Annotated in this window: 10 protein-coding genes; 4 read left to right on the plus strand and 6 right to left on the minus strand. The window is 64.4% G+C overall.

What is annotated here, in order from left to right:
• Window position 1: 1 nt before the first annotated feature.
• Together eno and ACIA75_RS34700 are read right to left on the minus strand one after the other, a co-directional pair.
• The gene (gene eno / locus ACIA75_RS34695; protein WP_397111303.1) at window positions 2-1285 is read right to left on the minus strand and encodes a phosphopyruvate hydratase; all 1284 of its coding nucleotides are present in this window, start codon (window positions 1283-1285) and stop codon (window positions 2-4) included.
• 147 nt (window positions 1286-1432) lie between these two features.
• Complete coding sequence (locus tag ACIA75_RS34700; RefSeq protein WP_397111304.1) at window positions 1433-2167, minus strand: lytic transglycosylase domain-containing protein; 735 nt, start codon at window positions 2165-2167, stop codon at window positions 1433-1435.
• A gap of 260 nt (window positions 2168-2427) precedes the next feature.
• Between ACIA75_RS34700 and ACIA75_RS34705 the strand changes: the two genes are divergently transcribed.
• The 4 genes from ACIA75_RS34705 (at window position 2428) to ACIA75_RS34720 (ending at window position 7768) form a co-directional block, all read left to right on the plus strand.
• On the plus strand, window positions 2428-3651 hold the full coding sequence (locus tag ACIA75_RS34705; protein ID WP_397111305.1) for a hypothetical protein: 1224 nt from the start codon (window positions 2428-2430) through the stop codon (window positions 3649-3651).
• Between the two features lie 132 nt (window positions 3652-3783).
• Window positions 3784-4899, plus strand: a complete 1116-nt coding sequence (locus ACIA75_RS34710) for a hypothetical protein (protein ID WP_397111306.1) — start codon at window positions 3784-3786, stop codon at window positions 4897-4899.
• 134 nt (window positions 4900-5033) lie between these two features.
• Window positions 5034-6590: a serine/threonine-protein kinase gene (locus ACIA75_RS34715; RefSeq protein WP_397111307.1), complete on the plus strand. Its 1557-nt coding sequence runs from the start codon at window positions 5034-5036 to the stop codon at window positions 6588-6590.
• Between the two features lie 239 nt (window positions 6591-6829).
• The gene (locus tag ACIA75_RS34720) at window positions 6830-7768 is read left to right on the plus strand and encodes a hypothetical protein (protein WP_397111308.1); all 939 of its coding nucleotides are present in this window, start codon (window positions 6830-6832) and stop codon (window positions 7766-7768) included.
• Between the two features lie 87 nt (window positions 7769-7855).
• Here the strand turns inward: ACIA75_RS34720 and ACIA75_RS34725 are convergent, their stop codons facing one another.
• From ACIA75_RS34725 to eccCa, 4 genes are all read right to left on the minus strand, one after another.
• Window positions 7856-8161 (minus strand): WXG100 family type VII secretion target, encoded by a 306-nt coding sequence (locus ACIA75_RS34725; protein WP_397111309.1) that lies wholly within the window; start codon window positions 8159-8161, stop codon window positions 7856-7858.
• A gap of 34 nt (window positions 8162-8195) precedes the next feature.
• On the minus strand, window positions 8196-8531 hold the full coding sequence (locus ACIA75_RS34730; RefSeq protein ID WP_397111310.1) for a WXG100 family type VII secretion target: 336 nt from the start codon (window positions 8529-8531) through the stop codon (window positions 8196-8198).
• A gap of 132 nt (window positions 8532-8663) precedes the next feature.
• Window positions 8664-10100: a type VII secretion-associated protein gene (locus ACIA75_RS34735; RefSeq protein WP_397111311.1), complete on the minus strand. Its 1437-nt coding sequence runs from the start codon at window positions 10098-10100 to the stop codon at window positions 8664-8666.
• Window positions 10097-14131, minus strand: coding sequence for a type VII secretion protein EccCa (eccCa, locus tag ACIA75_RS34740; RefSeq protein WP_397111312.1), 4035 nt, complete (start codon window positions 14129-14131; stop codon window positions 10097-10099). Before eccCa ends, ACIA75_RS34735 begins: the two co-directional genes overlap by 4 nt.
• Window positions 14132-14304 lie beyond the last annotated feature (173 nt).

Consider the following 14304-nt stretch of genomic DNA (forward strand, 5'->3'; position numbering starts at 1 on the left):
CTCAGTCCTCGAACGTGAACCGCGGGAAGGCGACATCACCCGCGTAGCGGGCCGAATCGCCGAGCGCGTCCTCGATCCGCAGCAGCTGGTTGTACTTCGCCACCCGCTCGCTGCGCGCCGGCGCACCGGTCTTGATCTGCCCGCTGCCGACGGCCACCGCGAGATCGGCGATGGTGGTGTCCTCGGTTTCACCCGACCGATGCGACATCATCGTCTTGTACCCGTTGCGGTGGGCCAGTTCGACGGCGTCCAGGGTTTCGGTGAGCGTGCCGATCTGGTTGACCTTCACCAGCAGCGCGTTCGCGGCGCCCTTGGCAATACCGTCCTCGAGGCGTTCGGGGTTGGTGACGAACAGGTCGTCGCCGACCAGCTGCACCTTGTCACCGATCTCGTCGGTGAGCCCGACCCAGCCGTCCCAGTCGTCCTCGGACAGCGGATCCTCGATGGACACCAGCGGATACGCGGCCCGCAGTTCGGTGTAGAACTTGGCCATCTCGGCCGCCGACCGCGCCGAACCCTCGAACTGGTACGCGCCGTTCTTGTAGAACTCGGTGGCCGCGACGTCGAGCGCCAGCGCCACATCCCGGCCCAGTTTCAGCCCGGTCTTACCGACCGCCACACTGATCAGATCCAGCGCCTCGCGGGTCCCGGCAACGTCCGGGGCGAAGCCGCCCTCGTCGCCCAGCCCGGTCGCCAGACCCTTTTCCTTCAGCACCGCCTTGAGCGCGTGATAGACCTCCGCGCCCCACCGCAGCGATTCCTTGAACGTCGGCGCCCCGATCGGCGCCACCATGAACTCCTGCACATCCACCCCGGTATCGGCATGCGCGCCACCGTTGAGGATGTTCATCATCGGGACCGGCAGCACGTGGGCGTTCGGCCCACCGAGGTAACGGAACAGTTCCAGCCCCGACGACTCCGCGGCCGCCCGCGCCACCGCCAGCGACACACCCAGCAGCGCGTTCGCGCCCAGCCGGGACTTGTCCGGAGTGCCGTCCAGGTCGAGCAACGCCTGGTCGACGGTCCGCTGCTCGACAGCGTCCAACCCGATCACGGCCGGCGCGATCTCGTCGAGCACGCCCTCGACGGCCTTCTGTACCCCCTTACCGCCATAGCGCTCCCCGCCGTCCCGCAATTCCACGGCCTCGTGCTCACCGGTGGACGCACCGGACGGCACCGCGGCCCGGGTCAACGTGCCGTCGTCGAGGGCGATCTCGACTTCGACGGTGGGGTTACCGCGCGAATCCAGGATCTCGCGAGCTCCGACCTGTTCGATGATTGCCACGAAAACAACACTCCTTCGGCTGTCGGCACGGTGATGATCAGGGAAGAGCCGTGCGCTGCCGAGCCTAATAGGCCCGCTCGCACCCAGTCCATCCGCCGCCCCGCAGGCCACCGGAGCACTACAGACGGCAAGTAAGCGGTGTTGCGTTCACACCCGCCTGCCCACGCTGTAAGCAGCCGCCCGGTCACGGACGACCTTCATATAGCTCTCCGACCGGTTGTAAGTGAACAACGCCCGGCTCCAGCCCTCGGCAGTCAGCAGATCGCCTCCGCTGACGCAGAGGTAGAGCCCCGCGGTCAGCGCCGCGTCATCGATACTGTGCGGATCCGCGACCCCGTCACCGTTGGCGTCCACACCCCACTTACGCCAGGTCTCCGGGATGAACTGCATCGGCCCGACCGCCCGATCGAACACCGTATCCCCGTCGAGCCGCCCACCATCGGTATCCCGGATCTCCGCCACCCCCGGCGACCCGTCCAGCGCGATCCCGATGATCCCCGGCTCCACCAGCCCGTCATCCCGCACCTCGGCCCCCCGATGCCGCCCATGATCGCTCTCCACACTCCCGATCCCCGCGATCGTGGTCCACGCGATCCCACACTCCGGCCGCGACCTGCTCAGCACCGCGGCCGCATACCCATACGCCTCCAACGCCGCCACCGGCATCTCCAACGTCCCGGCCTGACCCGCCGCCCACCCGTTCAACAAGGCCGCGGTCCGCCCCGGGGCGTCGAGATCGATCACCGGCACGGGCACCCCGGGTCCGGGCGGGGTCCCCTCGGGAATGGGCACCAGATCCTCGCCCACCCCACACCCGGAGAGGACTAAGACGACGATCGAAGCGGCGATAACGCCATACCTGCGGAGACGCACACCATCCATAATCCAGATCCGGGCGCCCCAGGTCGCTCACCACGCACATCTGTGTCCAGCCGCACGTCCGACCCGATCGAGCATCGCCCACAGCCCTCTCCCCGGGACAGCTCCGTCTCCGCGTCACCCACCCTCTACCGCACCGGAAACCCTTGACTATCAACAAGCTACATAACTGCTGGTCACAGCCCACCAACCCACACTTACTGCGCTCCCGTCGCAGAACGTGCAGTACGATTCCGCGGGATCGCAATCGTAAGGGGGCCGCCATGCACCGACCGAAGCCTGTCGTGCTGCGCAGACTCCTTGCCACGCTGGCAGCGAGCACTCTGCTGGCCGGGGTTGCGGGGTGTGGCACTGTGGTCGCGGGGGAAGCAGTCCGGGCAAAGCCCGACCTCTCCGGGCTGAGTGTGGGCAATTACCCCACAGAACCGATCGAGTACGGAACAGCCGGGGACGAAGAGGCCGCTCGGTACCGAGAGGGTCAACGACTGGGCGACTATGTGGCTATTCCCTTCGAGGCCGACCCAGCGTTCGTCAACCGCGAGAGCGCGAGCGGCGGGCCGGTTGTCATGGACCGCCGGGACATGGATTCACTAGTTATCAGTGATACGTTCGACGATGTCGCGGCTGACCTCATCGCAGGCTGGGTTCATACCTGGGAGACCGAGGGCATCCCAGATATACCCAACACCACACAGGATCTGAGTATTGCGGTCCTGATGTTTCCCGACGCACCGACCGCGGAAACCGTCGCCGTTGGCCTGGAACACGACGACTTCACATTCACCACCGCCAATCAGCCGGTCCAACTCCCCAACTATCCACATGCGAAAGCACACTGGCGGCCGGGTATCGCTTCATTGGGTAGCTGGACCAGCTATGACCGTTACGTCGTCTTCATCAAGTACGAGGACTTCACCGAAAAAGCCGATCTACCGATGATGATCCAGAAGACCGAATCCTTGCTCGATGTACAGATGCCCTTGCTGGACGAGTTCGAACCCACACCAGCGGATCAGCTACAGAACATTCATCTCGATCCGGACGGCGTACTTGCACTGGCGCTTCCCAGAAGCGATCAGGAGATAGCAGCATTCGGCCCATCGGTCGTATTCAGCGGTCGTGGCGCCCTATCCGAACTGAGTGGTTTGACCAGCCTGGATTTCCTCGAAAAGGGGCAGGTTACGAGGATCGGCCTCGCCGAAACCGTGGTGATGCGTAGCGAATCGGTACAGGGCGCCGAGACACTCTGGGGAATACTCCACCCGGATAGCGCTACCTCCACGGAAACCGAGCCGCTCACCTCTCCCGCCGGCCTCGAAGGCGGCGAGGTCGAGTGCTTCACAAGAAAGGCCCCGGAGTACGCACCCCAGTCAAACTTCTGCCTGCTCCAGACCGGTAGGTACTTCGCCCAGATCGAGGGCGCTCAGATTCAGGATCTGCACCAGAAAACCTCCGCGCAGTACGCCTTGCTCGCAGGTTGGGGGTGAAATGTGAGGAGAACAGACAGCAACCGAGCCGGTACCATCCACACACGCGTGCTACTCATGCTGTTCACAACAATCCTGGCCGCCGCCACAACAGCATGTAGCCCTACCGTGTCAGGCCATCCGGAACCCGGTATGACCCCAGTTGCGCTCGATAGACTCGATGTGGGACTTTTTCCCACCGAACCCACGGACTTCACAATGAACATCGACACCAACTCGGATGTCTATTCGTTGGAGTCACGCAGAATGCTCGGATACCTTGTATCACCGTACGAGGCCGATCCAGATCTCCGGTACCTATGGGAAACGGACCTCATTTGGGGCTCCCATTTACTGGGCAGCGATTTCGATGGAGGAACAGACCCCCTCCCAGAAGAGTTCAAGCCCGTTTCGGACAGGAACTTTCTCATTTCCGGCGCCGCTACCGCCCGATGGAACAACAACGCCAGAAGTGAGAAGCGCACAACTATCGCCATCCTGAGGTTCCCCAGCCCAGAATCTGCACGCACGGCCGCGGCCGAATACAACCACGCCACCGATATCAGAATTCCCGGTCGGCAAAAGCTCGAACTCCCCGGCTATACCGATACGTACGCAGCCCTGACACCCAGCCGAGACAGCGGGCAACTGTCGGCTGCCAGTGGGTCATTCGTCGTCTACGCGTCGATAGTCGCGCCCCCAGAACAATCGGGGCAGATGACGGACCGGATGAAGAAAATCCTCGACCTCCAACTCGACGCACTCCAGGAACTCACACCCACTGCCCCGGACGATATCTTGGACCTGCCCACCAATCCCGACGGAATCCTGAGCACCACTCTCCCTTCCGACTACCTCGGCAACGCTGCCTTTGCCGGCCTCGTGGGCGCCTACACCCCGGCGGCATACCTGAACATAGAACTGGACGCTGAGGCAGTTCACGATTACTCCGCGTACGGCGTGGACTTGGTGGCCCGGAACGAGGCCACGGTTTACAGGACTGCCGGCACGAAGGAGGCATTCGCGTTACAGACCGCATTGACCAGGGCGGGAAGGTACGACGAAGTGATCCCCGGTCCACCCGGAATCGCTGATGCGCGTTGTCTACAACGGGAAATTTCGACTACGATCCACGAATCTTTCTACTGTGTCATCGTTTACGACCGGTACGTCGCTTCGATTGACTCCTACGGCATCGGAGATCTACCGGCGACGGAGCTGTACCAGGCGACGGCAGCCCAGTACGCAATCCTGGCGAACAGCCGATGATGTGCACGGAGGTCAGTACGTGGTCACTGCGCCACCGGATATGCGGCGGATATGCGGCGCAGGCTGTGGACCGCGCACCTGACCACGAGATCACGCAGGCACTCAATTGGCAGCCGTACCTATAGGAGGAGCAAATGGCCTTGCCGCCCGGTGCCGTTATCGGCGGCTACCGCATCGAGCGCGTGCTCGGTAGCGGCGGAATGGGCGCGGTATATCTCGGCCAGCACCCGAGCTTGCCGCGCCAAGACGCCATCAAAGTATTGAACGAGGAGCTCTCGAACGACCCCGAGTTTCGCGCCCGGTTCGAACGCGAGGGCAGCCTAGCCGCAGGCCTGGACCACCCGAATATCGTTCCCGTTTACAACCGCGGAGAAGAGCACGGTCTGCTCTGGATCGCTATGAAGTTCGTTCCGGGAACAGATGCGGCAGAGGAAGCCCAGAAGGGGCGCGCCGCGATGCCCGCTCAGCGGGCCCTCCGAATTATTGCCGAAGTCGGCAAAGGACTCGACTACGCACACCGGCGGCGACTGCTGCACCGCGACGTCAAGCCGGCCAACTTCCTGCTTTCGAACTCGCCGGACGACGACGAGGAACGGGTACTGCTCACTGATTTCGGTGTTGCCAAATCGGTGGAAGATGGTCAGGATCTGACTGGTACCGGTAAGTTGATGGCGACAATCGCATACGCGTCCCCGGAGCAGCTTCTCGGACAGCAGATCGACCACCGCTCCGATATCTACAGCCTTGGATGCTCCTTCTTCAGGCTGCTGGTGGGCCAGAATCCATATCCATCGACAGTGCCTGCCATGGTCATGATGGGGCATATCAACGAGCGCCCGCCCCAGATCTCGGCCATTCGTCGTGACCTGCCGGCCGCACTGGACATGGTATTCGCCAAAGTACTTGCGAAGAATCCAGCAGACCGTTATAGCAGTTGCCGCGATTTCGTCGCCGACGCGGAGTCCGCGTTGTACGGCCAGAGCCGGTTCCAGGCGCCCAGCGGGGGATACCCGAGTATCCCCGGGAATCCGCTGCCCCCGCCGGAATCACACCCCCAGATGGCGACAGCCGTCACCCAGCGTGACCAAGCTTCGATCGTCACCTGGCCTCGCGAAGACTTCGGCCATACGTCGCATGGGGCGACTGGCGGCAGAACACGGAGACGGAAGCTGCTGATCGCGGGCGCCTCAGCACTGGTTGCGGTCCTCGCGATCGTCGCGGGAATATACGCGTTTACCGCTGGCGATGCCGGATCGTCGAGCGGACCCGACCTGGCCCAAGTCCGCTCGCAACATCCCGAATTCGCGGGCAAGACAGTCGCCGCGTTCAACTTCGGCAACTCACTGTTCTCGGTGTCGCTGGACGGCTCGCCCCAGGCGAACTTTCTCCGCGACATCGGTTTCCGGTACAGCGATGCCTACCTACCGCTCCGGAACGAGAAATCGCCTCGGGATCTTTCCCCAACCGGCTTCTCACTTCCAGAGCTAGTGGATGTGGTCATTGTCGGGCGAACGGACAGCGGTGCGGGAAACGGGGGGCTGGGAGGGCTCCCGCTGAAATTCCTGAACTCCACGGCGAAGATCGTCGTTGTCGACGATATCGCGACCGTACAAGCATTACAGGTATGGACCGACCAGTCACCCGAGATTCTCGTGGACGAGCTGGTACCAGCCATCTCACGAGTGCTCTGACCGCGCGGGAGGACGATATGCGCATACCGAGCAGACTGGGTCTCGGATTGTTGGTGCCGATTGCACTGATAGCGTCGACGAGCTGCGGCGGGCCCGACTCGCAATCAGATTCCGGCCCGGACACCGCGGCGCTACAGCCAGGGAATTATCGGACAATTCCACGGACACCCGACGAAGTCCGTACACCTGAGAACGTCGATGTCCAGGAAAGCCTTCGACTGGGGCAACACGTGCCCCTGATGATGGAGACCAACCCACGACTGGTGTTCAACCCGGTCGAATACCGGACGAAGGTGCTCACGCCACTGCATCCCCCGAGAATCAAAGACCAGGACTTTCACGTGGCAGTACCAGGCTTGGTGGCCGGGTGGGAGACGGTAGGGCAGCGTCGCGAAGAGAGTTCGCTGGGCAGAACCATCGAACTCGCCGTCATGGCCTTCGCCGACCCGAATCAGGCAACCCATGCCGCGAAGTTCTTCTCCGATATGGCTTTGCATGGAAGCTCCCCACCCGTCGGCACAATCGGCATCCCCGGCTATCCCACCGCCATCGGACAGGTCAGCGAGTTCGGTTCCTTGAATGCCTGGGTTACACAGGGAACCCTTATGGTCGAGACCTACATCGGAGCGGGTGTCGACATCCCGCCCGACACCACCGGGTTGGCCGAGGAAATCAAAACCGTTCTGGATGGCCTATTTTCGAGGATACAGAACTATAAGCCGACGCCAGTCGATGAACTCGGCCAACTACCCGTCGACAAGGACGGAATCCTGACGTTCGCACTACCTGAATCCGAACCGGCTGCGGAAATGGTTCTGGATCCACATTCTTTACTGAACTTCCTACAGCGCCCCGATCTGGCGAAGCGGGCGCTGGAGGACTCCGGTGTCGACCTCGCTGTGCACGGAGGTGCCCGGATCTATCGTGCTGCCGCCCCGGCGGCAGCCGAGCGTTTGAAGGCATATTTCGTATCTCAGCTGAACCCCGCGCTACAACCAGTCGACTCCCCGCCCGGATTGCCCGCAGCTCACTGCACCGATGACCCCGAGAGCACCAGCTCGCTATCCTGTATCTTCACGAGCAATCGCTACGTCGCGATCATAGATGGCTCCAATCAGATTCAGGACTTACACCAACAGGTGGCCGCCCAGTATCTCCTACTCGACCAGGCGCCTTGATCCGACCTGTAACGGTGGAGCCGTACGAATAAAATTCTGCGCCCCAAGCATTTTCGCTTGGGGCGCAGTACTTTCACCAGAGCGGTGTCACATCCACTTCGCAGCATTCTGCGCATCGGTTGTCGCCATATCGACTGCACCGTCTTTAACTACCTTTGCGACAGCCTGAATAATGGGCAGCAGCCCACTGTCCTGGTTAGGACTTTCAATGGCCTCGTCCCACCGCCGCTGCTTCTCGACATAGGCATCCCTGGCACCGGATTCCCACTGGGAAACTAGACCATTGACATACCCCTGCAGTTCCTGGTGCGCTTCAGCCAAACGGCCTTTCGCGGCCATGAGATCATCCGACATCGCATGCAGCTGCTCCGACGAGTACTTTACTTCTGACATTGATACTCCTTGAGACTTTGTGGGGTAGCTGAATTCAGATATTCAGGCTGGATGCCGTGGTGCCGAGATCCCCGGAGGCGCCCGCGGCATTCATGGCCGCCAGGTTCGCCTGTTCTTGCGCATCGTAGCCGCGGCCGTTCTGCCGGATCTGAACAGCGATCTCGCCGAGCACGTCGCTCAACTGTCGTGCTTTCTGGTCGTAATCCGCCATGATCTTGACGAAGGCAGCGGCGGCGGTGCCTTTCCAGTTGCCTTCGGACCCGGCAACGATGTCACGGACCCTGGCGATCTCGGTCTGCATCTGCCCGTTCACGGTTTCGACGTGCTTGGCAGCTGTCTCCATTGCGGCCAGATCGGCTACAACCGACATGATTCCTCCTCGTTACGAGTTCGGATCCGGACCCCTGCGTCCGCAAACGGTCCGAACTTGTCCTTCATGATGATTGGACGTGGTACCCGTCCAATCGGTTCCATCGGATTTCAGAAAAAATCCCGGCCGGAGTCATCGAGTGACTTCCAGCGAGGATGCGAGGTTTTCACAGATAGGTGTAATCGAGTCGTGCCCCCCTGTCTGATACTGGCATCCGATGCTGATCTGGATACTGTGCTCGACGATAACATGCCAGTCAACGGTGGATCCGCCGTCCGGATGTTCGGTGTAGGCCAGGCCCGAGCGGCCGCCGAAGACCACGTCGCGGCGGATCGGCGAGTACAAACCCGGTGCGCTCGCGGCGATTTTGGCTTCGAGGTTCGCGGCGACCTGGTCGTAGCCGGCACCGGGGACCCGTAGCTGTTCCTGGACGACCGTGATGCGGGCCTTGAGGCCCTCGGTGGGTTCCATTACCAGGCGGTCGGTGGATGCCGTGGCCGGATTGGAGATCCGCCAGCCGTCGGGGACGGTGAGCGTCACCGGGCCGACTGTCGTGGAGCCGGATTCGGGTTCGTCCGAGTCCGCGGGTGTGGTGGGCTCGACGGCGGTGGTCGGGCCGGCGGCTACCGCCTCGGAGTCGCCCCCGGCGGACATGCCGATGAAGACGCCGCCCGCGACCAGGAGGGCGACCGCGAGAACCACGGCGGCACCGACATAGAGCGGGGTTTTCGAGCGTGGTGGTGCGGTAGCCGCGGCCCGTTCCCGTAGTGGCTGCAGCCATTCGGCGTCGGCGGCTGCCGGTGGGAGGCTGGGCCGCTGGTCGACGGGGTCGGTGGTGCGGGCCCGCACCAGATCCGCGCCGGCGATGACGAGCAGCTCGGCGCGGCACAGTTCGGCGACCACGGAGGACACGATATTGAGGAAATCGGCGTCGGTGCGGCCGACCACGACGACCGAATCGACCTGGCAGCCGTGGATGAGCCGTTCGAACAATGAACGGAACGCGGCGATACCGCGGTCGTCCGCGGCGATCTCGGCGGCGGCGAGAAGTGGTTCGTGCTCACAGAATTCGAGGCGCGGGCCCGCCTCGCTCGGCACGACGGTAGAGGCCGTCGTGGACAGCGGGCCGAACTCCAGAACCACACTGCGCACATCACGAACCCGCTGGGTGGCGGCGACCGCGCGCAACGCTATCGGTTGCAAACCCACCTGACCGGCGTGGCGCGCGGCCGCGGCGTGCAGGACGGAGAGGCGGTGCGGGTCCCAGTCGCTGGGGTGCACCACCGTGAGTCGCTGACACGGTGAGTGGATACGCAGCTGAGCCAGGGTGTGGCCGAGGACTGTCGCCAGCGCGTCCAGTGGTTTCGGCATACCCGGGTCGTAGGCGATGCGGTCCGCGGTGATGAGCTGCACCGGCGATACCGCGATCGACGGTGGTGCCAGCGGCTCGCCCACCACCAGGCTGCGCCCGTCGCTGCCGGGCACTACGGAGGGCACGAGATCGGCGTGGGTGTTCGCGCTCCATGCCCACAGCCGGGTTTCGGTCAGGGCGATCTCGACTGCGGTCATACCTGAGTCGGCATCCACGCGGTCTGGATGAGCTCGGCACCCGACCGGCCGGCGAGGGTGCCGCGGCCGGGTGGCATCGCGCTCGGCCGGACATTTCCGAGCAGATTGCCCTCGTCCCGGCTACCGCTCATGATCAGACCCGGGGTGGCGAGGTCGCGCATCCGCGAGATCACCGCCTCGTACATGGCCCGGCCCGCGCCGCCGGAACGGCGCGAAATGATCAGGTGCAGGCCGATATCCTTGGCGTGCGCGAGATAATCCACGATCTGCGCGATGGGATTACCGGCGGAACCGCTGGATACCAGGTCGTAGTCGTCCACGACGACGTACAGATCCGGGCCGGACCACCAGGACCTGTCGCGCAATTCCTGCGGGGTGACGTTCGGGCCGGGCAATCGCGTCTGCAGCAGGCCCGCGAGATCACGCATGTTCTGCTTGAGACCTTCGGCGCCGGTGGCGTAGGCGGCCAGCCGCTCCTGGGGGAAGGCACCGAGCAGGGACCGCCGGAAGTCGACCAGGATGATCGCGGCCTGGTTCTGCGCGTTGGATTCGATGATGCCGCTGACGATATTGCGCAGCAGCGTCGTCTTTCCGCATTCGGTGTCGCCGAAGATGAGGAAGTGCGGGTTCTCGTCGAAATTGAGGACGGCGGGGGCCAGTTCGGACTCGTTGATACCGATCGGGATCGCCGCGTTGCGGCGGTCCGGCGGTCCCTGCCAGGGGCCGATCGCGCGGATGAATTGTTCGCGGTCGAGTTGTTCGGGCAGCATCCGGACCTGGGGGGCGGGACGGCCCGGGGTCGCCTGCTGGAGCCGGGCGACGGCGTCGGCGACGCCGCGGCTGATGTCCTCGGGGTCGGAGGAACCGTCGACCCGCGGCAGCGCGGTGAGCATGTGCAGGCTCTCCGGCGTCATACCGCGGCCCGGCCGACCCTGCGGCACCAGCGCGGCGACCTTGCGCCCGAATTCGGAGTCGGCCGGATCGCCGAGGCGGAGTTCGAGCCGGGTGCCGATCTGGTCCTTGAGCTGCGGCCGCGCTTCCATCCAGCGCGACAGGGCGATCACCACGTGCACGCCGTAGGAGAGGCCCTGGACCGCCAGGTTCATGATCGATTGTTCGAGGGGTTCGAAGTCCTGGCGGATGGAACCGTAACCGTCGATCACCAGGAAGACGTCGCCGAACGGGTCCTCGTGGGCCCCGGCGGCGGCTTGGCTGCTCGCCGGGTCGGTGGCGCGCAACCGGCGGAACTCCGCCATCGATTCGATACCGAGCTGGCGGAACCGCAGTTCGCGGGTGCGGACGATGGTGGTCATCTCGGCGATCGTGCGACGGACCTTGTCCTGGTCCAGCCGGCCGGAGACCGCGCCGACGTGCGGGAGGCCTTCGAGGCTGGCGAGGGTACCGCCACCGAAATCGAGGCAGTAGAACTGCACCTGTTCGGCGGTGTGGGTCAGCGACATGGCCATGATCAGCGAACGCAGCATGGTCGATTTACCCGACTGCGGACCACCGACCACGGCGACGTTGCCGCGCGCGCCGGACAGGTCCACCACCAGCGGGTCACGCCGCTGGTCGTAGGGGCGGTCGACGATGCCGATGGGTGCGCGCAGGCTGGCGACGGCGTTGTATTCGCCGGTGAGGATCGACCGCGGGACGAGCTCGTCGAGCGGCGGGGCGGCATCCAGCGGCGGCAGCCAGATTTCGTGGGCGGGGCGGCCGTGGCCCTGGATCCGGGCGGCGATCATGCCCAGGTTGGAGATCTGTTCACCGTCCTCGACCAAGGGTTCCGGCTCGTCGATCGGCGCGGGAGCCAGCGGAACCCGGTCCGCGGCCCGGAATTCGACATGTTTGGCCAGGAACGGCCGGGCGGTGATATCGATTTCGCCGGCGCTGGTGGCTACCGAGATATCGCGCTGCGGCCCGCCACCCACATACGGCCCCGAGACGTAGGAGGCCTGGAAGCGCTGGATTTCGCCCGAATCGGATTTCAGATAACCGCCGCCGGGCACGCCGGGCAGGTTATAAGCATCGGGAACGCCCAGGACCTGACGGGATTCGTTGGCGGAGAAGGTTTTCAGGCCGATCCGGTAGGACAGGTGGGATTCCAGGCCCTTGAGTTTGCCCTCTTCGAGCCGCTGCGAGGCGAGGAGCAGGTGCACGTGCAGCGAGCGGCCCAGTCGGCCGATCATCACGAACAGTTCTGCGAAGTCCGGGTGCTGGGTGAGCAGTTCGGAGAACTCGTCGAGCACCACGAACAGGGCCGGGAGCGGGTCCAGGTCGGCGCCCGCAGCACGAGCTTTCTCGTAGTCCGAGACATTCGCGAAATTACCGGCGTCCCGCAGCCTCTCCTGGCGGCGGTTCATCTCGCCGGCCAGGGCGTCGCGCATACGGTCGACGAGGTCGGCTTCTTCCTCGAGGTTGGTGATGACGGCCGCGACGTGCGGGACTCCGTCGAGCCCGAGGAAGGTCGCGCCACCCTTGAAGTCCACCAGGACCAGGTTCAGCTGATCCGGCGAGTGAGTGGCGAGCAAGCTCAGCACCAGGGTGCGCAGGAACTCCGATTTACCGGAACCGGTCGCGCCGATGCACAGACCGTGCGGGCCCATACCGGATTCGGCGGCTTCCTTGATATCGAGAACCACCGGCAGACCGTCGGCGCCGACACCGAACGGCACGCGCAAACGTTCCCGGCCGTAGCGGGGGCGCCACGCGCTCTCCGGGTTGAAGGAGCCGAGATCGCCGAGACCCATGAGCTGGGCCCAGGTGTTGATGGTTTCGCCCTCGGTGACCTCGACATCGCTGCTGCGCTGGGTCGCGGCCCGGTACGGGGCGAGGCGGCGGGCCACCTGCTGGGCCTGTTCCCGGCTGAGCCGGTCGATCATGGCGAAACGTTCCTGGTTACCGGTGGCGCCGCGGCCCAGGCATTCGCCGTTGCGGATGGTGAGAGCGATACCGCGGGAGACCGCGAGGCGCGGCGCGTAGCCGCACAGGTCGATCACGGTGACGCCCTCGAAGCCGGATTCGCGGAGCTGATCCTCTTCGGCCTCGAGCAGGCCGCCGTCGACGATGATCACCACGTGCACCATGGCCGAGTTGGTCGGCTGGTTACGGGAGTACCGGACCCGGTTGCCGAGAATGGGCGCCAGCCCGGTCATCGCTTCGCGGATCGACCCGAAGAACATGCGCTGGGTGCCGACACCGTCCTGGGCGTCCGGATGCTGGGTGTGCGGGAGCCATTTGGTCCACTCCCACTCCGTGCTGGTATCGGGACCGCAGACCACCGCGACGAGTACCTGGTCCGGCCCGTGGAACATGGCCAGCTGGACCATCATCGCGCGCACCATATCGCGAGCCTGGGCCCGGTCGCCGTCGAGCGCGATGGTGGCGAAACCTTTCACCGCGACCGCGGTGGGCAGATCCGGCACCGTGGAGTGGGCCCGGACGAACCGGCGCAGCGATACCGCGGCGATCGGTTCCAACTCCTCCACCGGGCCGGTTTCCGGCGCGACCAGGCGGGTGGCCAGCCGCTGGCCACCGATCCCGATGCGCACGTGGCAGAAGTCCTTGTCGCTGGGCCGCCGCTCCCACATCCGGGAGGTGCCCGCGAGCATCCAGACCAGGCCCGGTTCCGGATGACTCCACTCGACCGCGGCGCGCTGCTCTGTCGCGGTGACGTCGACATCCTTGCGGACCTGGTCGAGGTAGCGCAGGTAGTCTTTGCGGTCCTCGTTGGCCTCGGCCGCCTTGGCGCCTTTCCCGTTGCCCTGGCCGGCGAACATGCCGACCATCGAGACCATCATCATCATCGGGAACATCAGGCCCATGGGGTTCTTGGCGATGCCACCCCCCTGGGTGAACATCAGCGCCATCATCCCGACCATGCCGATGATCATCACAACCGGCATGAGCTTCATCAGCAGATTTCCGGGGGTTACCCGGGGGATTTCGGGTGGCGGCTGCAGCGTCACCTCGCCGCCTGGAGTCCGCGGGACTTCCCGGCGCGCGCGCCGCTGAAACCGAACCGTGGTCATCGAGCGAGATCCCCCTTGTGGCAATGCGATGTTCGGGCTCAGTGTAGAGGCAGGCGCGAACATGTCGTACAGTTCGTCCTGCATTCTGCTGGCCGCGACGGGGGCACGCAACCCGCGCGATCAGCCGTGAGGAATGTGGGAAACAGCAGGGTAGCGAACCAACTTGGGGGAAG

The organism is Nocardia sp. NPDC051750 (assembly GCF_044453135.1).
Classification (GTDB): Bacteria; Actinomycetota; Actinomycetes; order Mycobacteriales; family Mycobacteriaceae; genus Nocardia.

What these genes read in the sequence shown, in the direction of transcription:
- eccCa (WP_397111312.1), bottom strand. Translation starts at nt 14,131, where the DNA reads ATGACCACGGTTCGGTTTCAGCGGCGCGCGCGCCGGGAAGTCCCGCGG.
- ACIA75_RS34730 (WP_397111310.1), bottom strand. Translation starts at nt 8,531, where the DNA reads ATGTCGGTTGTAGCCGATCTGGCCGCAATGGAGACAGCTGCCAAGCAC.
- ACIA75_RS34710 (WP_397111306.1), top strand. Translation starts at nt 3,784, where the DNA reads ATGACCCCAGTTGCGCTCGATAGACTCGATGTGGGACTTTTTCCCACC.
- ACIA75_RS34715 (WP_397111307.1), top strand. Translation starts at nt 5,034, where the DNA reads ATGGCCTTGCCGCCCGGTGCCGTTATCGGCGGCTACCGCATCGAGCGC.
- ACIA75_RS34700 (WP_397111304.1), bottom strand. Translation starts at nt 2,167, where the DNA reads ATGGATGGTGTGCGTCTCCGCAGGTATGGCGTTATCGCCGCTTCGATC.
- ACIA75_RS34725 (WP_397111309.1), bottom strand. Translation starts at nt 8,161, where the DNA reads ATGTCAGAAGTAAAGTACTCGTCGGAGCAGCTGCATGCGATGTCGGAT.
- ACIA75_RS34735 (WP_397111311.1), bottom strand. Translation starts at nt 10,100, where the DNA reads ATGACCGCAGTCGAGATCGCCCTGACCGAAACCCGGCTGTGGGCATGG.
- ACIA75_RS34720 (WP_397111308.1), top strand. Translation starts at nt 6,830, where the DNA reads ATGATGGAGACCAACCCACGACTGGTGTTCAACCCGGTCGAATACCGG.
- ACIA75_RS34705 (WP_397111305.1), top strand. Translation starts at nt 2,428, where the DNA reads ATGCACCGACCGAAGCCTGTCGTGCTGCGCAGACTCCTTGCCACGCTG.